Origin of the sequence: Alistipes sp. 56_sp_Nov_56_25, assembly GCF_001915285.1 — a bacterium.
GTDB lineage: Bacteria > Bacteroidota > Bacteroidia > Bacteroidales > Rikenellaceae > Alistipes > Alistipes shahii.
Map to the genome: position 1 here is coordinate 160,598 of NZ_MNQF01000003.1, position 26,490 is coordinate 187,087.

The window sequence follows — 26,490 nt, forward strand, 5'->3', positions numbered from 1 at the left end:
GTCCCGTGGAATATGCCGCCGTCGTTTTTTTGCGGAGTTCGTTTTTTATCGTATTTTTGTTACGATTCGAAATAATACGACTTATTTTAAAAACGAAAACCCCGACTCCATGATCCGCATCAGCCGCTTTTTCCTGCCTTTTCTCTGTTGCCTGACGGCGTCTGCCCTTGCCGGTACGCAAACCCGCTGGGAGGTGGTTCCCGACAGCACGGCCATCGTGTGGAATGTCCGCGAGGGCGATTCGCACCGGGACCATATCGAAATGAGCGGATTGCGGATTTCCGCCGTCCTGCGCTACGGTGTCGGCGCCGACGGCAGTTTCCGGTTCGAACGCAGTATCGTGTGGCCGATGCTGCGCACCATCCCGAACAATACGCACGGTTCGCTGATGCGGCGTTTCGCGTGGGACGTTCCCCTGATGCTCTCGGTCAATGAGAATTGCCTTCAGCAGGAGAAGGTCCGCCGGATCGTGCTCGACGGCACGATGACCGTCGAGAGCGACTGGACGGCGGTCAAAGGCTCGCTTTCGCTGACGCGTGTCCTTTTCCCGTCGGTCGACGAGGCTGCCTTCTGCGAAAAATACATCCTGAAGAATACGGGCGAGAAGCCGCTTTACGTTGAGATTCCCCGGGCGCGTTCGGTGATCCGGACAGCTCCGGCAAAGGGCGTGGAGGGCAGTTACGAACTGGTGGCCGAGATCTGCGGCGACACGGCGCTGATGCTCGCTCCGCGGGCCGAGGTCGCTTTCGGGGCCTTTTTCAGCGGCCGCCGGTCCGGGGACGAAGCCTTGGCGCTGAACGCCGACGCGGAGTGCGCCAAACGCCGTGCGCTGGTGGCCGAATGGCAGCGCAATCTGGTGCTGGACACCCCCGATCCCGTGATCGACGCCATGTTCGCCTTTGCGAAAATCCGCGCTGCGGAGAGCATCTACGACACCAAGGGCGGCCTGATGCACGGTCCCGGCGGCGAGCGTTTCTATGCCGCGATCTGGGCCAACGACCAGGCCGAGTACATCAACCCGTTCTTCCCCTTCCTGGGCTACGACCGGGGCAACCGCTCGGCGCTCTGCTCGTTCGGCTATTTCGCCCGCTACATGAATCCCGACTACCGGCCGATTCCCAGTTCGATCATAGCCGAAGGAACCGACATCTGGAACGGCGCGGGCGACCGCGGCGATGCAGCCATGATCGCCTACGGTGCGGCGCGTTATGCGCTGGCGCGCGGCGATGCCGCCGAAGCGGCCGAAGTGTGGCCGTTGGTGGAGTGGTGTCTGGAGTACTGCCGCCGCCGGCTGACCGGCGACGGTGTGGTGGCCTCCGATTCGGACGAACTGGAAGGCCGCTTCCCGGCCGGGGACGCCAATCTGTGCACCTCGTCGCTTTATTACGACGCGCTGCTCTCGGCCGCAATGCTGGGCCGCGAACTGCATAAGCCCGCCCGGCAGCTGGCCGCCTACGAACGTCAGGCCGCCGCGCTGCGGAAAAACATCGACCGCCATTTCGGGGGCATGGTCGAGGGCTTCGAGACCTATCGTTATTATACGGGCAACGACCGTCTGCGTGCGTGGATCTGCATTCCGCTGACCGTCGGCATCGACGAACGGAAGGAGGCGACCGTCGAGGCGCTCTTTTCGCCGAAACTGTGGACCGAAAACGGCCTGCTGACCCGGTCGGGCGACAAGACCTTCTGGGACCGGTCGACGCTCTACGCCCTGCGCGGAGTCTACGCCTCGGGCGAGACCGAGAAGGCCACCGGCTATTTGTCCTATTATTCCGGGGTGCGCCTGCTGGGCGACCATGTTCCCTACGCCATCGAGGCGTGGCCCGAAGGTTCCCAGCGTCATCTTTCGGCCGAGAGCGGCCTTTACTGCCGCATCCTGACCGAAGGGGTGTTCGGAATCCGTCCGACGGGGTTCCGGTCGTTTACCCTGACGCCGCGCCTGCCCGCGGCGTGGGACCGCATGAACCTGCGCAACGTGCGCGCCTTCGGCTCGGCGTTCGACATCGAGGTGCGCCGTGCGGCGAAGGGGATGGAGGTCGCCGTGACGCAGGACGGGCGGGAGGTCGTCCGCAAGAGGCTCCGCGCGGGGCAGAGCCTCGGGGTGACGCTGGAATAGAAAAAGAGAGGGAGGTTTCCGAAAACCTCCCTCGTTTATTTCACCGCGATGTAGAACAGGTCGAAACAACCGTCTCCCACCGGTTCGATGCGGTAGTCGTCCATGCGGATCGAGGTCGTCAGCCCGGTGTTTTCCCGGAGGAGTTTGCGGCGGTTCATGCGGTTGAGGATGTCGTAGGGGATTTGCAGCATCCAGCGCGGCAGGCGGTGCTGGAGGTCGAGAATGTCGAAGCGCGTGATGCGTTCGACGCCGCGGCGGTTTTCCGCATAGTAGTCCATCACCTTTTCGTTGCCGAAGACCCCGAGGGTTTCGATCTCCGAAAACCGTGCGGCGAGCAGCCTGCGGAGTTGTTCGGCCGTGTATTCGCGCACGTGCCACGGGTTGCGGGTGAGCGACATCGGGGCGTTGGGGGTCGTCACGATGAACCGTCCCCCGGGGCGCAGCACCCGGTGTATTTCGCGCACGAACTCCGCATCGCGTTTGATATGCTCGATCACCTGGAACGAGATCACGCAGTCGAAACTTCGGTCGGGGAAGTCCAGCGGCGGGACCACTGCCTGCCGGAACTCGACGTTGGGGCGGTCGAGCAGCTCCGGCGCCGGGGCGTGCTTGTCGACGGTGACGAACCGCCGCGCCCGGGGCGCCGCTACCTCGATGCCGTAGCCGGCTCCGGTTCCGATTTCGAGCACGTCGCCCGCGATGCGCGCCGAGGCGGCGTGGTAGGCCAGCAGCGAGCGCTGGAAAACGAAATTGTCCGAGGCTTCCGCCGAAACGCGCTCCGCGGTGTTAATCTTCGCCATGTTTCCGGATTTTGATGCCTTTTTCGCCGGCTTCGACCGCGCCGCGCTTGAGGAGCATGCCCAGCGAGCGTTTGAAAACCTTTTTGCTCGTTCCCGTGAGGCGCGTCACCTCCTCGGGGGCGCTGTCGTCGTTCAGGGGCAGGAATCCGCCGTTGTCGCGGACCAGCTGGAGCAGCACCTCCGCCGAGTCCTTCACCTGTGCGAATCCCGTCTGCTGGAGGCTCACGTCGATGCGGTTGTCCTCGGTGATACGCCTAACGTAACCTTTCAGCCGGTCGCCGACGGCCACGGGACGGAAGATCTGGTTGCGGTAGATCATGCCCCAGTGGCGGTTGTTGACGATCACGCGGAAGCCGATTTCACTCTCCGAAGCCACCAGCAGCGAGACCTCCTCGCGGGGTTTCACCGTGATCAGGTCGTTGTTTATGAAACTCTTGAGTTTGGTCGTGGCCACGCAGCGGCCCGTGATGTTGTCTTCGTAGAGGTAGACGATGTAGCTGTGTCCGGCCAGGATGCCGCCCTGCTGGTTGCGGTTGGGGAGGAACAGGTCCTTGCCGTGCAGTCCCCAGTCGAGGAAAGCCCCGTGGGCCGTCTTGTCCACCACGCGCAGATAGCCCGCTTCGCCTTCGCGCAGCAGCGGCGTTTCGGTCGTCGCCACGAGGCGGTCCTCCGAGTCGTGGTAGAGGAAGACCTCTTTCCGGTCGCCGACCTTGTCCGTCAGCGAAGTGTAGCGGTTGGGGAGCAGCACTTCGTTCTGCTCCTCGTCGGCGAGGTATAGGCCGTATTCCGATACGCGGCTTACGGTGAGGGTTTGTATGCGTCCTGCTTTCAACATGGTTTTTCCGGTATATACGCTGCAAAAGTACGTTTATTTTCGTCCGAATCCAAACTTCGCGGGCCGTACTGCCGGAAGATGCGGCGGATTTGCCGGCTTGCGGAGCGAAAGTTTTGCGGATTGGCCGAAAAACCGTATCTTTACGAAACGTAAAAATCTCCCGAAATGATGAAACTACGCCGATTTCTGTTCCTGCTCTGGGCGGGATTGCTGGTAGCGGCCGCCGCGTGCGCCCAGCCTGTCAGCACGCTTTACGACAAGACCGAATACCGTATCGCCATGCGCGACAGCGTGCGCCTGCACACCTCGGTCTTCACGCCCAAGGCCCCCGGCAAGGCCCCGATAATCATTTTCCGGACGCCTTACGGTACGGGACCTTACGGCGAGGGACAGTTTCCCGGCAGTTTCGAAAAAGGCTACATGCGCAGCTACGTCGACCGCGGCTACATCATCGTCCGGCAGGACGTCCGGGGCCGCTACATGAGCGAGGGCGAGTTCATGCACGTGCGTCCCGCGGGCTTCGGCAGCGTGGACGAGACGACGGACAGCTACGATACGGTGGACTGGCTGGTGAAGAACATTCCCGGCAACAACGGCCGTGTGGGTTTCGCGGGATGCTCCTACCCGGGATTCTACGCCCTGATGGGCGGTTTGAGCGGGCATCCGGCCGTGAAGGCCGTTTCGCCGCAGGCCCCCGTTACGGACTGGTACATGGGCGACGACGTGCACCACAACGGCGTGCTGATGCTGAGCGACGCCGTGCGGTTCCTCAATTCGATGAACACGCCCGCTGGACACGAGCCGACCGACAAGATGCCGCGGCGCGGGCTGACGATCTCGCCCGACGAACGCACGTTCTTCCTCACGGAGCGCCCCACGCGGGCTGACCTGACGAAACTGCTGGCACCCAATGCGTTCTGGGAGGAGATGGCCGAACATCCCGACTACGACGAGTGGTGGCGCGCGCGCGACACGCGCCGGGCCTGCTACAACATCCGTCCCGCGATGCTGGTCGTGGGCGGCACGTTCGACGCCGAGGATTGCTACGGGGCCTGGAACCTTTACAAAGCCGTCCTGCGCCAGAGCGCCCGGACTCCGCTCCATCTGGTCGTCGGGCCGTGGGCCCACGGGGCATGGCGCGGCGACGGGCGTACGCTGGGCGACTTCGATTTCGGAGAGGAGGCCTCCGGAGCCTACTATATGGAACATTTCGAGGCGCCCTTTTTCGACTGCTACCTCTGGGCGCGCGACACGGTCGACCGGCTGCCGCCCGTGGCGGCTTTCTCGTCGGGCGACAACCGCTGGCATACGTTCGGGCGGTGGACGCCTTCCGAGGCCCGCAAACTGACTCTTTACCTCGCCGACGGCGGCCGCATCACGACCGAAAAACCGACGGTGAAAAACTCCTCGACGAGCTATACGTCCGATCCTGCCGACCCCGTGCCGTATATCGCAACCTCCGGCACGCGGCGTCCCAAGGAGTATATGATCGCCGACCAGCGGTTTCTGGAGGGCCGCAAGGACGTGCTGACGTTCGTGACCGAACCGCTTGCGGAAGACGTGACCCTTGCCGGTCCGGTCGAGGCTTCGCTGAAAGTGGCCCTTTCGACCTCGGATGCCGATTTCGTCGTGAAACTGATCGACGTTTACCCCGACGAGGGTGAAAAGGCCGGCATGCAGATGCTCGTCCGCGGCGACGTGGTGCGCGGCCGTTACCGCGACGGCTTCGCGCGTCCGAAAGCCTTCGTGCCGGGCAACCCCGAGACCGTGCCTTTCCGCACGACCGACATCGCCCACACCTTCCGCGCCGGACACCGGATCATGGTGCAGGTGCAGAGTTCGTGGTTCCCGCTCACGGAGCGCAATCCCCAGCAGTATGTCGACCTGTGGCGCTGTGCGGCGTCGGATTTCGTGCCCTGCCGGGTGACGCTTTTCCACCAGCGCGACCGCGCGTCGTCGCTGACCGTCTATAAGCTCTGATTTTCGTGGAACTCCGCATCGCCCTCTGCCAGTGCGACATCGCCTGGGAACAGCCCGCGCGGAACCTCGCGCGGCTCGAACCGATGGTCGCTGCCGCCGAAGCGGATGTCGTGCTGCTGCCCGAACTGTTCGCCACGGGCTTCACGCTCGATCCCGCCGGAGTGGCCGACGGGGCCGGCGGGGCGGTCGTCACGGCCCTGCGCCGCTGGGCCGCCCGATACGGCAAGGCGGTCGCAGGCAGCGTCGCCGTTGCCGAAAACGGACGTTTCTACAACCGGATGTATTTCGTGAAACCCTCGGGCGAATTTATCGGCTATGATAAACGCCATCTGTTCGCACCCGGCGGCGAAGCGCGCCAGTACACGCCCGGCGACAGCCGTGCGGTGGTCGAATACGGAGGCGTGCGGTTCCTGCTGCTCGTCTGTTACGATTTGCGTTTTCCGGTCTGGAGCCGTTGCCGGGGCGATTACGACGCCATTCTGTGCTGCGCCTCGTGGCCTGCGCCGCGGCGCGAAGTGTGGCGGACGCTGCTGCGCGCCCGGGCCATCGAAAACCAGTGCTATGCGGCCGGGGCGAATCGGGTGGGGGATGACCCTGCGGCCCGTTACGCCGGGGATTCGGCGTTGGTCGACTTCAAGGGCCGCACGATGGCCGAAGCCGGCGGCGGGGAACGAATTCTGACAGGCGTGTTCGACACGGAGGCGCTGGCGGCGTTCCGCGAGAAATTCCCCGCATGGCGGGATGCCGACGAATTCGTTTTGAAATAGACGTGTCATGCGCGCGGGGGACGCCAATGCCTGTTATTTTGCCCTTCAGGCGATTATTTCCGTTGATTTATTTTGAATTCAGCGGAATTTGAATACCTTTGTTTTCAGCTATGAAACGATCTGACAGCGATAGAACGGGTTTTCGTTCGGAAAATGAAACGGGAGGTAAATTTCTTCCCCATTGGCTCTCGGCTGTCGATCGACTTACCCCCCCCTCGCGCTGTTCCGGTTGAATTTCTGAATCCGGCTTTCCGCGATTATATAATGACTCTGACAAGGGGTTGTTGTGTTTTGTCGTGTCGTATCTCGAAATCACTCTCATCCAATAAAAAAATGCGTATGAAATCCAAAATCTTTACATCGTTCCTGTTGGCGGCAGTGCTGCTGTCGGGATGCAAGAAGGACGATCCGGCTCCGGATAAAGCGACTTTGTCGGTCAGTCCCCAAACTGCGATTGCCTTTACGGCCGCGGCGACGGAGACCTTCACCGTAAAGGTCGTCACCAATCAACCGGCGTGGAAAGCCGAGTCTTCGCAAAGCTGGTGCAAGGTCGCTGCGGGGGAGGGTCAGTTTACGGTTTCCGCCGATCCCAATACGTCGGAAACAGCTCCGACGCCGGCGGTGATTACGGTGACGGCCGGGAGTGAAAAGGCGACGATTGATGTCACGCAGGCAGCCGCCGGGAAGGAGCAATATCCCGATACCGAGGCCAAACTGAAGCAGGCTATCGCCAAAGTGTGGACTTTTGCGGAGAGTTCGAACTATGTTTCGCTCGAGTTCACAACCGACGGCCTTTATACGTTTTTATCCAAAACGCCCTTTACCCGGGCTGCGGAGAATAATATCTACCTGCTGTCGGGCGCCTATTCCGTTGCTGCCGATCTGCACGAACTCACGTTGAGCGATTTCGGCAAAATCACCATCAGCGACGTGGGGAACGGCAAAGCCTCCATGACGATCGCCCCGACCGGCGGAACTCCCTCCACGGCGGAACTCGACGAGCAGCGTTTCGTAACTCCCCCGGCGTCGGCGGATAAGAAGATCAAAAGGGTCGAGTCGAAAGAACCTACGGAGGGAAACGGCGCCATCGAATACAGTTACGATGCGAATCGGCGGATGTCGAAGATTAAGATTTCACAGGGCGGCCTGACGCTGGAAATTCCGATCAATTACGAGGATGGCAAAGTCTGGTATCAGTTCGAAGGCGGCGAAACCCTCGGAGAGCCGGGCGTGTTTAAGGTTACCTATACGCTCAATGCGGCGGGGCTGGCCCGCTCTTCGGTTATTCAGCACAAAGGCGTCGTGCTCTATAAGATATACTATACTTATAACAACCAGAGGCAGCTGGTCTCCTATCGGATGACGGACAATGCCGGGAAACTCGACGGGTTTTGCAATGCCACGTGGGTGAACGGGAATGTGGTGAGCACTTATTCCGAGAGCGTGCACACCTGTGACGGCAGTTATGATGAGTATGACGGGCATAAATATTACCATCACGACCATAACGGCGACGGCATTTTCAACCAGGAAGATATTATCACCCGCGAGACGGACCATAGCACGTACAGCTATTCGGCCCGGGAGAACAAGGGTGGCTACATGTATCCGATCGTTACGCCCGATATATTCGGCTCTTCCGATGTTTTCGATCAGTTGGGCCAGTGGATCGGCGTGCTCGGCGTCTCCTGCAAGCACCTGATGTCGGAACATGCGGATGCCGACGGTGCGTTGACCTACCAATTCGACGCCGAAGGGTATCCTACGCGCATCGACGTGTCGTTCCCGGAGGATCCTTCCGATAACTGGTATATCCTCCAGACCTACGAGTAGGGGCGTTAATACCGGTGATTCGTGTAAAGTCCGTCCGAAATGCCGCAAGGCATTCGGGCGGACTTCGTTTTTTCAGCGTCGGAACCCTGACCGCGACAACTGCGGAGAAGACAATGTATTGAAAAAAAACGTATCTTTGCACGTTGCTGATTTGCGATCCAATAAACCGGACGTTCCGCACGTTTACATACCTGAAATGGAAGATACGATCAAAATACTGGGCGCCCGGGTTCACAACCTCAAGAACGTGGACCTCGAAATTCCGCGCCGCAAACTGGTAGTCGTCACCGGCCTCTCGGGGTCGGGCAAATCGTCGCTGGCCTTCGACACGATCTACGCCGAGGGGCAGCGGCGCTACATGGAGACGCTGTCGACCTACGCGCGGCAGTTCGTGGGGACGATGGAGCGTCCCGACGTGGACAAGATCACGGGGTTAAGCCCCGTGGTGGCCATCGAACAGAAGACGACCAACAAGAATCCCCGCTCGACGGTGGGCACCGTGACCGAGATCAACGACTTCCTGCGCCTGCTTTACGCGCGGGCGTCGCGGGCCTATTCGCCCGTGACGGGCGAGGAGATGGTCCACTATACCGACGACCAGATCGCCGAGCTGATTCTCACGGGCTTCGCCGGGCGTAAGATCGCCCTGATGGCCCCCATCGTCAAGGGCCGCAAGGGCCACTACCGCGAACTGTTCGAGTCGCTGGCCAAGAAGGGGTACATCTATGCGCGCATCGACGGCGAGATCCGCGAAATATCGTCGGGCATGCGCCTCGACCGCTACAAGATACACACCATCGACCTGGTGGTCGACCGCCTCGTGGTCAGCGAGGAGTCCCGCGAAAGGCTGATGACCTCGCTGAAGGAGTCGATGCGCCAGGGCAAGGGCACGATGGCCGTCCACGACTACGGGACCGGGCAGCAGCGTTTCTACTCGCGCCACCTGATGTGCCCCTCGACGGGCGTGGCCTTCGAGGACCCCGCGCCGCACACCTTCTCGTTCAACTCGCCCAAGGGCGCCTGCCCCCATTGCAACGGACTGGGCGAGGAGGCGGTTTTCGACGTGGGGAAGATCATTCCCGATGCCCGCCTCTCGCTGCGCGAAGGGGCCGTCGGACCGCTGGGCAAGTACCGCAACAACATGCTTTTCGCCATTCTGGAGATGCTGGGCCGCCGTTACGATTTCACGCTCGACGATCCTGTCGAAAGTTTCTCCGAGGAGGCGCTGAACGCCGTGCTCTACGGCGATTCCGAGCCGCTGACGGTCGACCTGCAGGAGTTCTCGTCTTCGGGCGGACGCCAGTTCCTCTCGTGGGAGGGCGTGGCCGAGTACATCGGCCGCACCGAGGACGACGATTCGAAGCACGGCCAGAAGTGGCGCGACCAGTTCCTCGTCTACCGCAAATGTTCGGTCTGCGGCGGTTCGCGCCTGCGGAAGGAGTCGTTGCAGTTCCGCGTCGCCGGGAAGAACATCGCCGAGGTGTCGGCCATGTCGATTTCCGAGTTCTCGGAGTGGGTTCCCACCATCGAAAAACAGCTCTCGGAGAAGGAGTGGAAGATTGCCCAGGAGATCGTCAAGGAGATCCGCGAACGCCTGCGGTTCCTGATGGACGTGGGGCTGGGCTACCTCTCGCTGGCGCGTTCGTCGCGTTCGCTGTCGGGCGGCGAGAGCCAGCGCATCCGCCTCGCCACGCAGATCGGCTCGAAACTCGTCAACGTGCTCTATATCCTCGACGAGCCGTCGATCGGCCTGCACCAGCGCGATAACCAGCGGCTGATCCGCAGCCTCGAAGAGCTGCGCGACGCGGGCAACTCGGTGATCGTCGTCGAGCACGACGAGGACATGATGCGCGCCGCCGACTTCATCGTCGACGTGGGACCCCGCGCCGGGCGCAAGGGCGGCAACATCGTGGCCGCCGGGACGTTCGACGACATCCTCCGGTCCGACACCATCACCGCCGATTACCTGACGGGACGCCGGCGGATCGAAATTCCCGAAACGTTGCGCAAGGGAACGGGCGGGCGCATCGTGATCCGCGGCGCGCGGGGCAACAACCTCAAGAACGTCACGGCGGAATTTCCGCTGGGCAAGTTCATCTGCGTGACGGGCGTCAGCGGCTCGGGCAAGTCGACGCTCGTCAACGAAACCCTGCGGCCGATTCTCGCCAGAGAGCTTTACCGCTCCTTCGACCAGCCGCTGGAGTACGACGGGGCGGAGGGCCTCGAACATATCGACAAACTGGTCGTTGTCGACCAGTCGCCCATCGGGCGCACTCCGCGGTCGAATCCCGCGACCTATTCGAACGTCTTTTCCGACATCCGCAAGCTGTTCGAGATGACGCCCGACGCCCAGATCCGCGGCTTCAAGGCCGGGCGTTTCTCGTTCAACGTCAAGGGCGGCCGCTGCGAGGAGTGCCGCGGGGCGGGCGTGCAGACCATCGAGATGAACTTCCTGCCCGACGTCTACGTGCGCTGCAAGGCGTGCGGCGGCCACCGCTACAACCGCGAGACGCTCGAAGTGAAGTACAAGGGCAAAAATATCGACGACGTGCTGAACATGACGGTCAACATGGCCGTGGAGTTTTTCGAGAACATCCCCAATATCTACCAGAAACTCCGGGCCATTCAGGAGGTGGGCCTCGGCTACCTGACGCTCGGGCAGCCCTGCACGACGCTGTCGGGCGGCGAGAGCCAGCGCATCAAGCTCTCGTCCGAGCTTTCGAAGCGCGACACGGGCCGCACGCTCTATATCCTGGACGAGCCTACGACGGGGCTTCATTTCGAGGACATCCGTCTGCTGCTGGAGGTGCTGAACAAGCTCGTCGACCGCGGCAATACGGTCATCGTCATCGAACACAACCTCGATGTCATCAAGGTCGCCGACCATATTATAGATATAGGTCCCGAGGGCGGGGCGGCCGGCGGGGAGATCATCGTCGCGGGCACGCCGCACGAGGTGGCGCAGTGCGAGGGCAGCTACACGGGTCAGTTCCTCAAAAAACTGGGGTTGTAGCGTCTCCGTCTGTCCGGCGGGGCGCTCTGCCGTGAGGCCCTGAAACTCGTCCCGAGGGAGGACGGCGTATGCAAACGCCGACGCCCGTGACGGTAACGGTGGTCCGGACGCGGAAAGTGGCCCATGATCCCGCTTTCGGCACAAAACTTGCTTTCATAGCCGTAACAAACCTTATGTGCTATGAAAAAAACAGTCATTATCGTTGTGGGCCTGCTGCTCTGTGCGGCGGCCGTTACCGTGATCGGACAGAAAAAAGTGCTGTCGCCCAAGGAAGAACGCCGCGAGGTGCGCGAGAAACGCCGTGCGGAACGTATTGCCAACTACGAGAAGTTCATGGACTCGCTCGTGCTGTCGCGCAACTTCCAGTTCAACCCGACGACCTTCCAGCGTCAGCCCGCAGGTCCGATGCGCCAGATTATGAACCCCGCGTTCAACGTCGGCATGTGGGATGGAACGGCGGACATCACGCTTCCCTACATCAAGGGTTACGTGCCGCCTTACTATGTGACGATCATCAATTACACCGTTTCCGATTTGCAGGGCTATATCACCGAGCAGACGCACGAAGGCTGGATGGTGACCTTCTCGACCTCGCTGTTCTCGGCGTCGACCTACACGTTCACCTTCGAAATCTTCTCCCGCACGGGCGGGGCTACGCTGACGATCACCAATCCGTGGTATAACCCCGTGCAGTATACGGGTTCGATTTCGCAGCTCTATTGACGTAAATCCATTTTGTCGGACCCATCCCGGGCAGCCGTATCCGCTGCGCTGTCCGTTTGCCGCTCCGGCGATCCCCGAACCCCCGCCTCAGGCGGGGCTTTTTTCCCGTTCAATCCGATGTCCGACTTATGAAACACTCCGTTTTTTCCACCTGCGGCGCACTCTCTTTCATTGCCTGCGCCGCCGTCGCGCAGACCCCGCAGTATACGCTCGAAACTTCCGCCGCGGACAGCGTGCCGCAGACGACGATCGTTCCCGTGCAGCAGGCCCCGGTGCAGGTCGTGGAGCATACGACCGTCTACGAGGAGCCTGCGGCGGGGATGGACCGCGCCCAGCGCAGGGCTTATAAGGCCCGGGTCTACGCCGCGAAGATCGACTCGCTGGTGCAGTCGCGCGACTATATGTTCTTCCCCAACTCGATGCAGCAGCTACCCGGCGGAATGATCCGTTCGATCTATGCCGACTACTTCTTTTTCGGGGTGTTCGTCGACCATGTCGAGGTGCACCTGCCTACCGAACGGGGCATCACCCAGTATGTCGAGATGCTGAATTTCGATTCGATGTCGGTCCGCGACTACCGGGCGGCCCGCGTGCAGTGGGGCTGGTCGGTCTCCTTCAATATTTCGGACGGCAACACGCTCTACCACGCCGATTTCGCCGTCTCGACCGCCACGGGCGAAACGGTGCTGACGCTCCTGACGCCCGACGTCACGATGCGCTACGTCGGCTGGCTGTGGAACAAGCGGGTGAACGACCCGCGGTATCGCAGGATGGATTAGAAAATGAAGGATAAAACGGCGCCGAATCAATTATAGGCGCCGTTTTATCTGAAATTACTCGGTACTCATGGCCAGCCTCAAACCTACATAATCCGAATTGTAAGATTGTGCAGGCCTGTGTGATACGCGTGCGGAATTGGACCAAATAGCCCAACATCCGCCCCGTATAACGCGCATAGACCCGCTTTGCGGACCTTGTGGATTTGTTTGAGGTTCCTCGGGATAATCGCCCAGCCAGTCACTGCAATATTCGTAAAGATTACCGCCCATGTCATACAATCCCAGTTCATTGGGTAATAACTGTTTTACATAATGCGGGCTGTTTCCATTGTTACGTAACTCCCAATAATCCCACTTGTTTTCATTGAGTATATAGGTTCCGGCATTGTTGTAACACCAGGCCGCCAGGATCGAAATGTCGGAGCCCGGATAAATGTGTCCCTGGGATCGGTTGCCTCCCCGTGCTGCATATTCCCATTCGGCATCGGTCGGTAACCGGAATTTTAATCCCGTTGCTTGGTTGAGACGTTCGATAAAAGGTTGAATGTCGTTCCACTCCACGCCTTGAGGCTTATGGTATTCAGAATAGTCGCACTCTGTTTCCATAACTGCGCTCCAAAGTTCCTTTGTGACCTCTGTTTCTCCGATATAAAAGGTATTGAGCGTCACTTTATGTACAGGATATTCGGTGCGATCCGGTTTCCAGCCGCTCGCCTCCTGTTCACGGGTTGCTCCCATCTGGAATGTTCCTCCATCTACTTTTACCATGGTAAAAGAACAGTTCTTAAATGTAATTTCTTTTACCGGAACATTCTGTTCGTTTTTCGAATGTCCTTCGTCATCATCTTTGCTGCATGCGACCAGACAGATCGCCAAGAACGGCAGCAGAATACGGTTTTGTTTCATTTTGATAGATTGGTTAAGGGTTAAGAGTCAATAAAAAACGCGGACAAATTCCTTTATCCACGTCGGAGGTATTGGACGACCTACAAGTAAGATGAAAGAAATGCCCGCGCCGTAAAACAGCACGAGCATCGCCTTTAGTCCCTTACTTGTTAGAAAGTGTCCAATTTTCCGACGTAAGAAGAAAAGCCGATGCACTTTTTATATGTCGTGTGCCCGCAGGCACGGAGTTGAAAGGTTGTTTTCTACTGCTTCATAGGCGTCGCGGTTTGGTGTTTGATCGTACAAATATAAGCAATTCTGAATTCTGAATTGTAAATTCTGAATTATTTCCTGTCCGCAGGACGGTAAATAAGCGCCACGGCGGAGACGGAGATGCCTTCCTCGCGCCCCTCGAAGCCCAGATGCTCCGTGGTCGTGGCCTTGACCGACACCCGGTCGTCGTCTACGCCCATTGCGCCGGCCATCGCACGGCGCATGGCGTCGATGTGCGGCCGCAACCTGGGCTGCTGGGCGCGGATCGTGCAGTCCACGTTCTCGATCTCGTAGCCCTTTTCGCGCAGCAGTTCCGCCACGCGGCGCAGCAGGATCTTCGAGTCGATGCCCGCAAAATCGACCGACGTGTCGGGAAAGTGCAGCCCGATGTCGCCCAGCGCCGCGGCGCCCAGCAGAGCGTCGCACAGGGCGTGGATCGCCACGTCTCCGTCCGAGTGGGCGACGCACCCTTTCGTGTGGGCGATCTCCACGCCTCCCAGAACCAGCGGCAGGCCGTCGGCCAGAGCGTGTACGTCGTATCCGTGTCCTATTCTGAAATCCATTCGTTCCCGTATTTTATATTGTCAAAGTTACGGATTTTTTCCTAACTTTGCAAAAATGCAAAAATCTATGTCGGAAATAACCTCTTTGGAACCGCGTCTTGTCTGGGAACAGTTCGACGCCATCACGCGTGTGCCGCGTCCTTCGAAGAAGGAGGGCAAAATCATTGATTTTCTGGTCGATTTCGCCAAAAAGCACCATATCGAATATAAAAAGGACGCCATCGGCAACGTCGTGATGCGCAAGCCCGCCACGCCGGGCATGGAGGAGCGCGCAGCCGTGATCCTCCAGTCGCACATGGACATGGTCTGCGAAAAGAACTCCGATGTGGAGTTCGACTTCGACAACGATCCCATCCGCACGCGTATCGACGGCGAGTGGGTCCGGGCCGAAGGTACGACGCTGGGCGCCGACTGCGGTATCGGCATGGCCGCCGCGCTGGCCGTGATGCTCGACGAGACGGTGGAGCACGGTCCCGTCGAGGCGCTGTTCACCGTCGACGAGGAGACGGGCCTCACGGGTGCGTTCGAGCTGGGCGAGGGGATGCTCACGGGCAAATACCTCGTCAACCTCGATTCGGAGGACGAGGGCGAAATCTTCATCGGCTGTGCGGGCGGCATCGACACCATCGCCACGTTCCACTACACGATGGAGCCGTCGCCGAAGAACTACACGTTCTTCCGTGTCGACGTGTCGGACCTTCAGGGCGGACACTCGGGCGACGACATCGACAAGGGCCGCGTCAACTCGAACAAGACCGTGGCGCGCCTGCTGTGGGACGGCATGCAGTCGTTCGAACTCAAACTGTGCTATTTCAACGGCGGCAACCTCCGCAATGCCATTCCCCGCGAGGCTTACGCCATCTTCGGCGTTCCGGCCCGCTTCAAGGAGGAGTTCGTCAAGCGTTACAACCTTTTCGCCGCGGACCTCGAAGCCGAATTCCGCTTCCGCGAACCCAATTTCAAAATCACGCTCAACGAGATGCCCCACGTCGACGAGGTGCTCGACAGCAGGACGCAGTCGGCGCTGGTCTACTCGTTGGTGGGCGTTCCCAACGGGGTCGTGGCCATGTCGTTCGCCGTTCCGGGGCTGGTCGAGACCTCGACGAACCTCGCTTCGGTGAAGTTCGCGGAGGGCAACCGCATCGTCGTCACCTCGTCGCAGCGGTCGTCGGTCGAGAGCGCCAAGACCTACGTGATGCAGATGGTCGAGTCGGTCTTCGCGCTGGCGGGCGCCGACGTGGCCCATTCCGACGGCTATCCGGGCTGGATGCCCGACCCGCAGTCGAAGCTGCTGGAGGTCACCGTCGATGCCTACAAACGGCTGTTCGGCTCCGAACCCAAGGTCCGCGCCATCCATGCCGGGCTGGAGTGCGGTCTGTTCCTCGAAAAGTATCCCGATCTGGAGATGGTCTCCTTCGGTCCGACGCTCCGCGGCGTGCATTCGCCCGACGAACGGCTCGAAATCGCCACGGTTCCCAAGTTCTGGAAACTGCTGACCGAAGTCCTGAAAACAATCTGATTCCGATTCCGGCGTCCCCGCTGCGGGGACGCCGGAATTTGTCATGCCCCATCCCCGTCTGACGCTGCTCCTGCCGTGTCGCGACGGCTTTTCTGTTTGCCGGACCGTTTTGCCGCGCTGCATGCGATCCAGTTTTGAATCGTCGGACTTTTTGCTATCTTTGTGTTCTGTAAAGTCGTGAAGATATGCTGAAAAGCCGTTGTGTCCTGTTGTTTCTCCTGTTTCCGTGTGCGGCGGCGGCCCAGTACCCCGGCGACGAATACTATCCCTATGCCGAACGCGAGGAGCGGCGCGAACTGCTCACGACCGATTCGACGATCTTCTACCGCGCCGTGCAGTCCCCTTCGGACCTCTACGGCCTTCGCACCGGTTTCAGCCTGCCGCAGGTCGCGCTCCGGCGCCGCGGACTGGATTACACCCTGGAACGCACGTCGCTCATGGGCGTTGCGGTTTCCTACCGTTACCTCGCGGCGCTGCGCCTGCTCGGGGCCGAAGAACAGCGCTATGCGGGGCTTGCCGCCGCGCCCGGGGAGCCGGCTGCGGCGGGCGGCATGCGGGCGTTCCGGTTTTCGGACGGGGAGCCGTTGCAGCCTTTTCTGGCTTCGGTCCGCTTCACCGACCGCAATTACCTCGTGGGAGCGAAAGCCGCCGTCTCGGCGTCGCCGGGCGACGGCTGGCGTATTTCGGCGGCTCTCGACGTCCGCACCGGCCGCGACATGCACGTCGAAGGGGTCTTCACCAATGCCGTGACCGCCGGACTGCGCCTTGCCCGGCGTTTCGGCGAAGGGCACGAACTCTCCGTGCTGTGTATCGTGCCGCCCTCGGTGCGGGGCACGCGCCTCTCCTCTTCGGAGGAGGCTTTCACGCTCACGGGCGACCGTCTCTACAACCCGGCGTGGGGCTGGCAGGACGGCAGGGTGCGCAACTCCCGCGTGCGGCGCGAGACGGTTCCGCTGGCCCTGGCCGCCTATGCCGTGCCGCTGTCGGCTTCGACCTCGTTCGCCGCCACGCTTGCCGCCGAGGCGGGCGTCGCGAAGTACAGCATGCTCGACTGGTACGACGCCCGCACGCCGATGCCCGACAATTACCGGTATCTGCCCAGCTATACGGGCGACCGGGAGACCGAGCAGGCGTGGCTCGCCCGCGATCCGCGCTACACGCAGATCGACTGGGACGAGCTGATCCGCCAGAACCGCATGGCGGGCGGACATGCGGTCTATGCGTTGGAAGACCGTGTCGAACGGCTCTGCAACCTCGCTTTCGACGCGTCGTTCGCCACCGAAGCCGACGCCCGGCTGACGCTCCGCTACGGAGTTTCGCTCCGCCGCGAAAACACCCGTTCCTACAAGCAGATGCGCGATCTGCTGGGCGCCGGGTACGTTACGGACATCGACCGCTTCCTGATCGACGACGACACGTACGGCAATCTGTTGCAGAATGACCTGCGGCATCCCGGACGGACGGTCCGCGAGGGCGACCGCTTCGGCTACGATTATGCGCTGACGCTGCGCGGGGCTGCGCTCCGCTTGCAGGCCGATTACCGCTCCGACCGTTTCCGGGCCGATCTTTCGGTCGTGCTGGGGAGCGATGCCGTCAGCCGCCGGGGCTATTACGAGAAGGAACTTTTTCCCGGCGGGCAGTCCTACGGCCCTTCGCGCGTCATGCGGTTCACGCCCTACACGCTCAAGGTCGCGGCGGGCTGGGCCTTCACCCCGCGCCGCTATATCGAAATCGCCGCCGCGGCCGCCGCCCGGACCCCTCGGGCCGGGGATCTTTTCTTTCAGCCGCTCTATAACAACCGTACGGTCGACAACCCCGTGCCCGAACGCATCTACGCCGCCGAACTCAACTGCCGCCTGACGGGACCCGTCGTCGATTTTCAGGCGGCGTTCTTCGCTGCGATGACGCTCGACGGCATCGAGACGCGGACGTATTACGACGACATGGCCTCGGTCTACTGCGACATGGCCGTGACGGGCGTCGGACGCATGTCCTGCGGCGCGGAGGCCGCGGCCGACATCCGGCTGTCCTACTGCTGGCTGCTGTCGCTGGCCGCTTCGGCCGGATGCTACGAATACATTCGCGATCCGCGCGTCACGGTGCTCTCCGACGTGGATAACTCGGCCGTCGACGTGCAGGCCGTGAGCCGTATGGGCGGCTGCGAGACGGGCGGCGCCCCGCAGCTGACCGCTCTGGCGGAGATCGCCTGGTTCGGCCCGAAAGGGTGGGGATGCCGCGCTTCGGCAGGATATGCCGGGCGGCGTTACGTCGAACCGATGCCCCTGCGCCGCACCGACCGCATCGCGGGTCAGGGCGGTATCACACGGGAGTTTTTCGACGCCTTCACCCGGCAGGAGCGGTTGCCGGACGCCTTCACGCTCGATGCCGCGCTGTTCAAGTCGTTCCGGTTCGAACGTTCGCGGCTCACCGCGTCGCTGATGCTGCGCAACCTGACGGGCGAGGCCGATACGGTCTATGGCGGCTACGAGTCGCTGCGCGTGCGCCGCATCCGCCCGGGCGACGACACGCTCTACGCGCCCCACGCCTCGCGCTGCACCTATGCGTGGCCCCGTTCGTTCTATCTTACAATCTCTTACCGGTTTTGATCCGCACGTAAAAAAACGTCCGGATTTTTTGGATTTCCGCGTTAAATTCGTATTTTGGAGAGGCAAAAACCTTAAAAACTTCCAGATCCATGATTATCGGTATTCCAAAAGAGATCAAGAACAACGAGAATCGCGTTGCTCTTACCCCCGCAGGCGCCCGGGAGCTTGTCAAACGGGGACACAAAGTTTATGTGCAGGCTACGGCCGGTGTGAACAGCGGATTTGCCGATGATGCCTACACGGCCGTCGGGGCGGAGATGCTTCCCTCGATCGAGGAGGTCTACGCCCGGGCGGAAATGATCGTCAAGGTCAAGGAACCGGTGGCTCCCGAGTACAAACTCATCCGCAGGGACCAGCTGGTTTTCACCTTCTTCCACTTCGCCAGCAGCGAACCCCTCACCCGTGCGATGGTCGACAGCGGGGCGGTCTGCTGTGCCTATGAGACCGTCGAGCGCGCCGACCGTTCGCTGCCGCTGCTGATCCCGATGTCGGAGGTCGCGGGGCGCATGGCCGCGCAGGAGGGACGCTATTTCCTCGAAAAACCCCGCGGCGGCAAGGGCGTGCTGCTGGGCGGCGTGCCGGGCGTGAAGCCCGCCAAGGTCTTCGTCATCGGTGCGGGCGTTGTCGGAACGGCTGCGGCGCGCACCGCTGCCGGAACGGGAGCCGACGTGACGATCTGCGACATTTCGCTCCAGCGGCTGACCTATCTGGCCGACGTGATGCCCCGCAACGTCAAGACGCTGATGTCTTCCGAATACAACATCCGCGAGGAGCTGAAGCATGCCGACCTGGTGGTCGGCTCGGTGCTGATTCCGGGAGCCAAGGCCCCGAAGCTCGTCACGCGCGACATGCTCCGGGAGATGGAGCCGGGAACGGTGATGGTCGACGTGGCCATCGACCAGGGCGGCTGTTTCGAGACTTCGCGCCCCACCACGCACGAGGACCCGGTCTATTACGTCGACGGCATCCTGCACTACTGCGTGGCCAACATTCCGGGCGCCGTGCCCCGCACCTCGACCCTCGCGCTTACGAACGCGACGCTTCCCTACACCATCCAGCTTGCCGACAAGGGCTGGCGGCGCGCCGCACAGGAGAATCCCGAGCTGGCGTTGGGGCTGAACATCATCGGCGGCAGGGTGGTCTGCAAACCCGTGGCCGACGCCTGGGGGCTGCCTTACGAACCGTTGGCGCTGTAACCTGCCGGGGCGGTAATCCGCAGGTGTTGTAACCTGCCGGCCTGTTTTGCGGCGGCCTTCCTGTCCATCCGGGACGGGGAGGCCGCCGGTGTGTAATTATCCGACTTTTTGGACGATTTGTTTTTGAAATTATTAAATAATTCATATATTTGCAAGAGAGCAAGGCAGTTACGTCGGTCGTTTCGGTTTCATTCCGGTTGGAATGCGTCGCTAAAAGCGTCGAATCTTCAAGTCCGGCGACTGTTTTTGTTACGGATCGTAAGCAATACAGAAAGTCAGGGTGGCGTTTGCCGCACGGAAAGCGTGGGGCGGCGTCATTAAGTTTTATTCGATAAAGAGGTTAGTATGAGTGAGAGATTGTACATTTTCGACACCACGCTGCGCGACGGTGAGCAGGTCCCCGGTTGTCAGTTGAACACCACCGAAAAAATTGAAGTCGCCAAACTGCTCGAAAGCCTCGGCGTAGACGTCATCGAGGCGGGATTTCCCATCTCCAGCCCCGGTGATTTCAACTCCGTGCTGGAGATTTCCAAGGCCGTTTCCGAGCCGACGATCTGCGCGCTGACCCGCGCCGTGAAGAAGGACATCGACGTTGCGGCCGATGCGCTGCGGCTGGCCAGGCGCAAGCGTATCCATACGGGCATCGGCGTTTCGCCGCAGCATATCTACGACAAACTGCGTTCCACGCCCGAGAAGATCGTCGAATCTGCCGTCGAGGCGGTGAAATATGCCAAACGCTACGTCGAGGACGTGGAGTTCTATGCCGAGGACGCCGGGCGCGCCGACGTCGAGTACCTCGCCCGCGTGGTCGAGGCGGTCATCCGGGCCGGCGCGACGGTGGTCAATATCCCCGACACGACGGGCTACTGTCTTCCGAACGAATACGGCGCGAAGATCAAATACCTCGTGGACAACGTTCCCAACATCGACCGGGCGATCATTTCGACCCACTGCCACAACGATCTGGGCATGGCTACGGCCAATACGCTGAGCGGCATCCTGAACGGCGCACGGCAGGCCGAGGTCACGATCAACGGCATCGGCGAACGGGCCGGCAACACCTCGCTCGAAGAGGTGGTGATGACGCTCCGCTGCCACAAGGACGTGGCCGTCGACACGAACATCAATTCGCGCCTGATCACCAAGGCCTCGCACCTGGTGTCGAGCCTGATGAACATGCCCGTGCAGCCCAACAAGGCCATCGTGGGCCGCAACGCCTTCGCCCATTCGTCGGGCATCCATCAGGACGGCGTGCTCAAGCAGCGTCAGACCTACGAGATCATCGACCCGCAGGACATCGGGCTGAACGAGTCGGTCATCGCCCTCACGGCCCGCAGCGGGCGCGCGGCCCTCGTGCACCGGCTCGAACTGCTGGGCTACGACCTCACGCAGGAGGAATTGGACGCCACGTACGAGAAATTCCTCGCCCTGGCCGACCGGAAGAAGGAGATTCACGACTACGACCTGTTGTATCTCGTGGGCGACATCGACCGCATGAAGCAGCAGTCCATTTCGCTGAAATTCATGCAGGTGACCACCGGGACGCTGGTTCCGACGGCTACCGTGGTGCTGAAATTCGGCGACCACGAACGCATGTCCACCGCCACGGGCAACGGTCCGGTCGACGCGGCGGTCTCGGCCATCAAGAAACTGATCAACGAGAAGGTGGTGCTTGCGGAGTTCCTGATGCAGGCCATCACGCGCGGTTCGAACGACGTGGGCCGCGTGCATGTGCAGGTCGAGTGCGGCAGCCGCACGGTCCACGGATTCGGCGCGCACACCGACACCACGCGGGCTTCGATCGAGGCGTTCCTCGACGCGCTGCGCGCACTCAACGTAACCGAAAAAATCGAGGAGGAGGATTGATATGGGACGAACGCTTCTGGACAAGATATGGGACGCGCACACGGTGCGTGTCGAGGACGGCGGCCGCTGCGTGCTCTACATCGACCGACAGTATATCCACGAGGTGACGTCGCCCGTGGCTTTCGCGGGGATCGAACGCCGCGGCTTCGGCGTCGCGCGTCCGGCGCAGATCACGGCCACGGCCGACCATAACATCCCGACCGTCGACCAGCACCTTCCGATCGGGGAGCCGGAGTCGCGGCGGCAGGTCGAGACGCTGGCCGAGAACTGCGCCCGCCACGGCATCGAGCACTTCGGCGTGGGACACCCCAAGCAGGGCATCGTGCACATCATCGGCCCCGAGCTGGGATTCACCCAGCCGGGCATGACGATCGTCTGCGGCGACAGCCACACTTCGACCCACGGAGCTTTGGGCGCCGTGGCGTTCGGCGTGGGGACTTCGGAGGTCGAAATGGTCTTCGCCAGCCAGTGCATCCTCCAGACCAAACCCCGCACGATGCGCATTACGGTCGACGGCGCGCTGCGTCCGGGTGTCGAGGCCAAGGATGTCATCCTCTATATCATCTCGAAACTCACCGCTTCGGGCGGCACGGGCCATTTCATCGAGTTTGCCGGCAGCACGATCCGTTCGCTCTCGATGGAGGGCCGCATGACGGTCTGCAACATGAGCATCGAGTGCGGCGCGCGCGGCGGCATGATCGCCCCCGACGAGAAGACCTTCGAATACCTCCGGGGCCGCGAACGCGCTCCGCAGGGAGCCGCCTACGACGAGGCTGTGGCCCGCTGGCGGGAACTTTACAGCGATGCGGACGCGGTTTTCGACAGGGAATACCGCTTCGACGCCGCGGACATCGCCCCGATGATCACCTACGGAACCAATCCCGGAATGGGGATGGCCGTCGACGGAACGATTCCCGCCGACGCCGATTCCAAGGCGCTGGAGTACATGGGTTTCAGACCCGGGGAGCGGATGTTGGGCAAAGCGGTCGACTACGTGTTCGTCGGCAGTTGTACCAACGGCCGCATCGAGGACCTGCGCCGTTTCGCCCGTCTGGTCGAAGGCCGCCGCAAGGCGGACAACATCACCGCATGGATCGTTCCCGGCTCGAAGGGCGTCGAAGCCGCCGCGCGAGCCGAGGGACTGGACCGCATCCTCGCCGCAGCGGGTTTCGAACTCCGCCAGCCGGGCTGTTCGGCGTGCCTGGCGATGAACGCCGACAAGATTCCGGCGGGCAAATACAGCGTTTCGACCTCGAACCGCAATTTCGAGGGCCGGCAGGGTCCCGGCGCCCGTACGATGCTGTCGGGCGTGGCCGTTGCCGCCGCCGCCGCGGTGACGGGCGTGATTTCCGATCCGCGCGAAGTGTTCGATATGTAAAAGATTATCATTATGTCCATACCCAAATTCGTAACCTTCACCTCGGGGGCCGTTCCCGTCGAGGTGGAAAACATAGATACCGACCAGATCATCCCGGCGCGCTTTCTGAAAGCCACCGAACGCAAGGGCTTCGGCGACAACCTTTTCCGCGACTGGCGTTACGACGCCGCGGGACAGCGGATCGCTTCGTTCCCTTTGAACGATCCTCGCTACGAGGGGCGAATCCTCGTCGCCGGGCGCAATTTCGGCTGCGGAAGTTCGCGCGAGCATGCCGCCTGGGCCATCGCCGACTACGGTTTCCGCGTCGTGGTGTCGAGCTTTTTCGCCGACATCTTCCGCAACAACGCCCTGAACAACGGCCTGCTGCCGATCCGTGTGAGCGAGGAGTTTCTGAAAGCTGTTTTCGGCGAGATCCGGCGCGACCCGAAGGCGCAGTTCACCGTCGACCTGGGCAACCAGACGCTGACCATCGTGTCGGACGGGCGCAGCGAGGGTTTCGAGATCGACGCCTACAAGAAACGCTGTCTCGAAAACGGCTACGACGACGTGGACTACCTGCGCAGTATCGCCGACCGGATCGAGGCCTTCGAAGCCGCCCGCAAATAGCCTGCACCGATGTTTCCCCCGGTTGAAATCATGGACACCACGCTGCGCGACGGCGAGCAGACCTCGGGCGTCTCCTTTAACGCCCGTGAAAAACTCTCCATCGCCCGGCTGTTGCTGGAGGAACTGCACGTAAGCCGCATCGAGATCGCCTCGGCGCGGGTCTCGCAGGGCGAACAGCAGGCCGTGCGCGCCATCGCCGAATGGGCTGCCGCCAAGGGCTATGCCGACCGTGTGGAAGCGCTGGGATTCATCGACGGCGGGGTGTCGCTCGACTGGCTCGGGACCGCCGGATGCCGCGTGGTCAACCTGCTGGCCAAAGGTTCGCGGAAACATTGCGAGGGGCAGCTGCGCCGCACGCCCGAACGGCATCTGGAGGATGTGCGCGCCGAGATACTTGCGGCCGTCGACCGCGGGATGAAGGTGAACCTCTACCTTGAGGATTGGTCCAACGGCATGCGCCGTTCGCCCGACTACGTCTACGCGATGCTCGACGGACTGGCCGACGCTCCCGTCAGCCGGTTCATGTGCCCCGATACGCTGGGCGTCCTTGACCCCTACGACACCGAACGTTTCTGCCGCGACCTGGTGGAGCGTTATCCGTCGCTGCGTTTCGATTTCCACGCCCACAACGACTACGACCTCGCCGTGGCCAACACCGCCGCCGCCGTGCGTGCGGGTTTCCACGGCGTTCACGTCACCGTGAACGGGCTGGGCGAGCGGGCCGGCAACGCGCCGCTGTCGAGCGCGGTGGCCGTGCTGCACGACCGCCTGGGCCGCACGACGGGGATCGACGAAACGAAGATCAACCGCGTCAGCCGCACGGTCGAGAGCTATACGGGCATCCGCATTCCCGCCAACCGACCGATCGTCGGCGCGAGCGTCTTCACGCAGTGCGCGGGCATCCACGCCGACGGCGACAGCAAGAACAACCTCTACTTCAACGAACTGCTTCCCGAGCGTTTCGGGCGCGTCCGCGAATACGCCCTGGGCAAAACCTCGGGCAAGGCCAATGTCCTGAAAAACCTCGAAGCGCTGGGCATCGACCTCGACGAGGCCGCGATGCGCAAGGTGACCGAACGGGTGGTCGAGTTGAGCGACAAGAAGGAGCAGGTGACGGCCGAGGACCTGCCGTATATCATCGCCGACGTGCTGCGCTACGACCCGGTCGACACTCCGGTCCGGATTCTCAATTACAGCCTCTCGCTGGCGCAGGGGATGCACCCCGTCGCGACGCTCCGGATCGAGATTCACGGCTGCGCGTACGAGCGGACCTCGGCGGGCGACGGCCAGTACGACGCCTTCATGCGTGCCCTGCGGCAAATCTACCGCGAACAGCTCGGGCGCGAGTTTCCGATGCTGCGCGACTATACCGTTTCGATTCCGCCCGGAGGCCGCACCGACGCCTTCGTGCAGACGATCATCACCTGGGAGATGGACGGCCGCGAGTTCAAGACCCGCGGGCTGGACGCCGACCAGACGGAGGCTGCCATCAAGGCGACTGTCAAAATGTTGAATATCATTGAAATAAACTATAACGACAATGGATGTTAAAATCGCTCTTTTAGCCGGCGACGGCATCGGTCCCGAGATCGTCGCCGAAGCCACGAAAGTGTTGGACCGCGTGGCGGAAAAATTCGGACACAAGATCGAATACCGTCCCGCATTGGTGGGCGCCGCGGCCATCGACGCCGTGGGCGACCCCTATCCCGACGAGACGCACGCCGTCTGTCTTGCGGCGGACGCCGTGCTGTTCGGAGCCATCGGGGACCCCAAATACGACAACGACCCCACGGCGAAGGTGCGGCCCGAGCAGGGGCTGCTGCGGATGCGCAAGTCGCTGGGGCTGTTCGCCAACCTGCGCCCCGTGGCGCTGTTCGACGCCCTGGCCGACCGTTCGCCGCTCCGGGCGGAGGTGGTCCGCGGCACGGATTTCATCTGCGTGCGCGAACTCACGGGCGGCATCTACTTCGGCCGTCCGCAGGGCCGCGACGAGGAGGGCGCGCGCGCCTTCGACACCTGCACCTACACGGTCTCGGAGATCGAACGGGTCCTGCACGTGGCGTTCCGGCTGGCCGTGTCGCGCCGCCGCAAACTGACGGTCGTCGACAAGGCCAACGTGCTGGAAACCTCGCGTCTGTGGCGTGAAACGGCTCAGCGGGTAGCCCGGGAGTATCCCGAGGTGGCGGTGGACTATATGTTCGTGGACAACGCCGCCATGCAGATCATCCGCCAACCGGCTTATTTCGATGTCATCGTCACCGAAAACATGTTCGGCGACATCCTCACCGACGAGGCCAGCGTCATCAGCGGTTCGCTGGGCATGCTCTCCTCGGCGAGCGTGGGGGCCGAAGTGGCCCTTTTCGAGCCGATCCACGGCTCCTATCCGCAGGCCGCGGGAAAGAACATCGCCAACCCGATGGCCACGATCCTTTCGGCCGCGATGCTTCTGGAGCACCTGGGTCTCGATGCCGAGGGCAGGGCCGTGCGGCGTGCCGTCGATCGGGCGCTGGCCGAAGGAGTCGTCACCGAGGACCTTGCAGCGCCGGGCGAAAAGGCCCGTTCGACCTCCGAGGTGGGGGATTACGTCGCTTCGCAGATTTAATCCCGTTATTCCGAATTGCCGGCAGACCGTTTTTTCGCGGTCTGCCTTTTTTGGGTGTCGTAACGACACTTTTATTTTTGTTGCGGCGTTTTACCGAACTGCATGCGAATCAATTTTGTTCTCGTCCGACTTTTATGTACCTTTGTCGCT

19 protein-coding genes are annotated in these 26,490 nt (G+C 61.7%); 15 read left to right on the plus strand and 4 right to left on the minus strand.

Annotated features, from left to right (window positions below; translation table 11 throughout):
* The first annotated feature begins 109 nt into the window (after nucleotides 1-109).
* Nucleotides 110-2,116 (plus strand): hypothetical protein, encoded by a 2,007-nt coding sequence (locus tag BHV64_RS02485; RefSeq protein ID WP_288115539.1) that lies wholly within the window; start codon nucleotides 110-112, stop codon nucleotides 2,114-2,116.
* Nucleotides 2,117-2,151: 35 nt separating this feature from the next.
* On the opposite strand, the gene BHV64_RS02490 is transcribed toward BHV64_RS02485, so the two are convergent.
* Nucleotides 2,152-2,916 (minus strand): class I SAM-dependent methyltransferase, encoded by a 765-nt coding sequence (locus BHV64_RS02490; protein ID WP_022062466.1) that lies wholly within the window; start codon nucleotides 2,914-2,916, stop codon nucleotides 2,152-2,154.
* Nucleotides 2,903-3,751, minus strand: a complete 849-nt coding sequence (locus tag BHV64_RS02495) for a CvfB family protein (RefSeq protein ID WP_022062465.1) — start codon at nucleotides 3,749-3,751, stop codon at nucleotides 2,903-2,905. Before BHV64_RS02495 ends, BHV64_RS02490 begins: the two co-directional genes overlap by 14 nt.
* Before the next feature lie 168 nt (nucleotides 3,752-3,919).
* Between BHV64_RS02495 and BHV64_RS02500 the strand changes: the two genes are divergently transcribed.
* The 6 genes from BHV64_RS02500 (at nucleotide 3,920) to BHV64_RS02525 (ending at nucleotide 12,846) form a co-directional block, all read left to right on the plus strand.
* Nucleotides 3,920-5,731 carry a CocE/NonD family hydrolase gene (locus tag BHV64_RS02500; RefSeq protein ID WP_288115543.1) on the plus strand — a complete coding sequence of 604 codons (1,812 nt, stop codon included), beginning with the start codon at nucleotides 3,920-3,922 and terminating at the stop codon, nucleotides 5,729-5,731.
* 5 nt (nucleotides 5,732-5,736) lie between these two features.
* On the plus strand, nucleotides 5,737-6,498 hold the full coding sequence (locus BHV64_RS02505) for a nitrilase-related carbon-nitrogen hydrolase (protein ID WP_217727164.1): 762 nt from the start codon (nucleotides 5,737-5,739) through the stop codon (nucleotides 6,496-6,498).
* Between the two features lie 339 nt (nucleotides 6,499-6,837).
* On the plus strand, nucleotides 6,838-8,331 hold the full coding sequence (locus tag BHV64_RS02510) for a BACON domain-containing protein (RefSeq protein WP_195285636.1): 1,494 nt from the start codon (nucleotides 6,838-6,840) through the stop codon (nucleotides 8,329-8,331).
* 196 nt (nucleotides 8,332-8,527) lie between these two features.
* Complete coding sequence (gene uvrA / locus BHV64_RS02515) at nucleotides 8,528-11,344, plus strand: excinuclease ABC subunit UvrA (RefSeq protein WP_118406456.1); 2,817 nt, start codon at nucleotides 8,528-8,530, stop codon at nucleotides 11,342-11,344.
* 180 nt (nucleotides 11,345-11,524) lie between these two features.
* Nucleotides 11,525-12,067: a DUF4251 domain-containing protein gene (locus BHV64_RS02520; RefSeq protein WP_015547766.1), complete on the plus strand. Its 543-nt coding sequence runs from the start codon at nucleotides 11,525-11,527 to the stop codon at nucleotides 12,065-12,067.
* Between the two features lie 128 nt (nucleotides 12,068-12,195).
* Nucleotides 12,196-12,846 (plus strand): hypothetical protein, encoded by a 651-nt coding sequence (locus BHV64_RS02525; RefSeq protein WP_022062460.1) that lies wholly within the window; start codon nucleotides 12,196-12,198, stop codon nucleotides 12,844-12,846.
* Nucleotides 12,847-12,900: 54 nt separating this feature from the next.
* On the opposite strand, the gene BHV64_RS02530 is transcribed toward BHV64_RS02525, so the two are convergent.
* Together BHV64_RS02530 and ispF are read right to left on the minus strand one after the other, a co-directional pair.
* Nucleotides 12,901-13,752, minus strand: a complete 852-nt coding sequence (locus BHV64_RS02530; RefSeq protein WP_138266137.1) for a formylglycine-generating enzyme family protein — start codon at nucleotides 13,750-13,752, stop codon at nucleotides 12,901-12,903.
* Nucleotides 13,753-14,075: 323 nt separating this feature from the next.
* A complete protein-coding gene (ispF, locus tag BHV64_RS02535) occupies nucleotides 14,076-14,567 on the minus strand; it encodes a 2-C-methyl-D-erythritol 2,4-cyclodiphosphate synthase (protein WP_217727167.1) in 492 nt (163 codons plus the stop codon).
* 67 nt (nucleotides 14,568-14,634) lie between these two features.
* Here ispF and BHV64_RS02540 point away from each other — a divergent pair, with 67 nt between their 5' ends.
* The 8 genes from BHV64_RS02540 (at nucleotide 14,635) to leuB (ending at nucleotide 26,340) form a co-directional block, all read left to right on the plus strand.
* Entirely contained in the window at nucleotides 14,635-16,086 is a 1,452-nt protein-coding gene (locus BHV64_RS02540) for an aminoacyl-histidine dipeptidase (protein ID WP_138266139.1), read from the plus strand.
* 185 nt (nucleotides 16,087-16,271) lie between these two features.
* Complete coding sequence (locus BHV64_RS02545) at nucleotides 16,272-18,692, plus strand: TonB-dependent receptor (RefSeq protein WP_217727169.1); 2,421 nt, start codon at nucleotides 16,272-16,274, stop codon at nucleotides 18,690-18,692.
* 89 nt (nucleotides 18,693-18,781) lie between these two features.
* Nucleotides 18,782-19,888, plus strand: a complete 1,107-nt coding sequence (ald, locus tag BHV64_RS02550; protein ID WP_015547761.1) for an alanine dehydrogenase — start codon at nucleotides 18,782-18,784, stop codon at nucleotides 19,886-19,888.
* Between the two features lie 345 nt (nucleotides 19,889-20,233).
* The gene (locus BHV64_RS02555; protein ID WP_022062456.1) at nucleotides 20,234-21,754 is read left to right on the plus strand and encodes a 2-isopropylmalate synthase; all 1,521 of its coding nucleotides are present in this window, start codon (nucleotides 20,234-20,236) and stop codon (nucleotides 21,752-21,754) included.
* A gap of 1 nt (nucleotide 21,755) precedes the next feature.
* Nucleotides 21,756-23,132, plus strand: coding sequence for a 3-isopropylmalate dehydratase large subunit (gene leuC / locus BHV64_RS02560; RefSeq protein WP_195285634.1), 1,377 nt, complete (start codon nucleotides 21,756-21,758; stop codon nucleotides 23,130-23,132).
* 12 nt (nucleotides 23,133-23,144) lie between these two features.
* A complete protein-coding gene (gene leuD / locus BHV64_RS02565) occupies nucleotides 23,145-23,738 on the plus strand; it encodes a 3-isopropylmalate dehydratase small subunit (RefSeq protein WP_015547759.1) in 594 nt (197 codons plus the stop codon).
* Nucleotides 23,739-23,747: 9 nt separating this feature from the next.
* Nucleotides 23,748-25,289 (plus strand): alpha-isopropylmalate synthase regulatory domain-containing protein, encoded by a 1,542-nt coding sequence (locus BHV64_RS02570; RefSeq protein WP_044054558.1) that lies wholly within the window; start codon nucleotides 23,748-23,750, stop codon nucleotides 25,287-25,289.
* Complete coding sequence (leuB, locus tag BHV64_RS02575; protein WP_118406451.1) at nucleotides 25,279-26,340, plus strand: 3-isopropylmalate dehydrogenase; 1,062 nt, start codon at nucleotides 25,279-25,281, stop codon at nucleotides 26,338-26,340. Before BHV64_RS02570 ends, leuB begins: the two co-directional genes overlap by 11 nt.
* Nucleotides 26,341-26,490: the final 150 nt, after the last annotated feature.

Excerpts from the sequence above, each read along its gene's own strand:
- BHV64_RS02485 (WP_288115539.1), top strand. The coding sequence starts at position 110 with ATGATCCGCATCAGCCGCTTTTTCCTGCCTTTTCTCTGTTGCCTGACG.
- BHV64_RS02490 (WP_022062466.1), bottom strand. The coding sequence starts at position 2,916 with ATGGCGAAGATTAACACCGCGGAGCGCGTTTCGGCGGAAGCCTCGGAC.
- BHV64_RS02495 (WP_022062465.1), bottom strand. The coding sequence starts at position 3,751 with ATGTTGAAAGCAGGACGCATACAAACCCTCACCGTAAGCCGCGTATCG.
- BHV64_RS02500 (WP_288115543.1), top strand. The coding sequence starts at position 3,920 with ATGAAACTACGCCGATTTCTGTTCCTGCTCTGGGCGGGATTGCTGGTA.
- BHV64_RS02510 (WP_195285636.1), top strand. The coding sequence starts at position 6,838 with ATGAAATCCAAAATCTTTACATCGTTCCTGTTGGCGGCAGTGCTGCTG.
- uvrA (WP_118406456.1), top strand. The coding sequence starts at position 8,528 with ATGGAAGATACGATCAAAATACTGGGCGCCCGGGTTCACAACCTCAAG.
- BHV64_RS02520 (WP_015547766.1), top strand. The coding sequence starts at position 11,525 with ATGAAAAAAACAGTCATTATCGTTGTGGGCCTGCTGCTCTGTGCGGCG.
- BHV64_RS02525 (WP_022062460.1), top strand. The coding sequence starts at position 12,196 with ATGAAACACTCCGTTTTTTCCACCTGCGGCGCACTCTCTTTCATTGCC.
- BHV64_RS02530 (WP_138266137.1), bottom strand. The coding sequence starts at position 13,752 with ATGAAACAAAACCGTATTCTGCTGCCGTTCTTGGCGATCTGTCTGGTC.
- ispF (WP_217727167.1), bottom strand. The coding sequence starts at position 14,567 with ATGGATTTCAGAATAGGACACGGATACGACGTACACGCTCTGGCCGAC.
- BHV64_RS02540 (WP_138266139.1), top strand. The coding sequence starts at position 14,635 with ATGTCGGAAATAACCTCTTTGGAACCGCGTCTTGTCTGGGAACAGTTC.
- BHV64_RS02545 (WP_217727169.1), top strand. The coding sequence starts at position 16,272 with ATGCTGAAAAGCCGTTGTGTCCTGTTGTTTCTCCTGTTTCCGTGTGCG.
- ald (WP_015547761.1), top strand. The coding sequence starts at position 18,782 with ATGATTATCGGTATTCCAAAAGAGATCAAGAACAACGAGAATCGCGTT.
- BHV64_RS02555 (WP_022062456.1), top strand. The coding sequence starts at position 20,234 with ATGAGTGAGAGATTGTACATTTTCGACACCACGCTGCGCGACGGTGAG.
- leuC (WP_195285634.1), top strand. The coding sequence starts at position 21,756 with ATGGGACGAACGCTTCTGGACAAGATATGGGACGCGCACACGGTGCGT.
- leuD (WP_015547759.1), top strand. The coding sequence starts at position 23,145 with ATGTCCATACCCAAATTCGTAACCTTCACCTCGGGGGCCGTTCCCGTC.
- BHV64_RS02570 (WP_044054558.1), top strand. The coding sequence starts at position 23,748 with ATGTTTCCCCCGGTTGAAATCATGGACACCACGCTGCGCGACGGCGAG.
- leuB (WP_118406451.1), top strand. The coding sequence starts at position 25,279 with ATGGATGTTAAAATCGCTCTTTTAGCCGGCGACGGCATCGGTCCCGAG.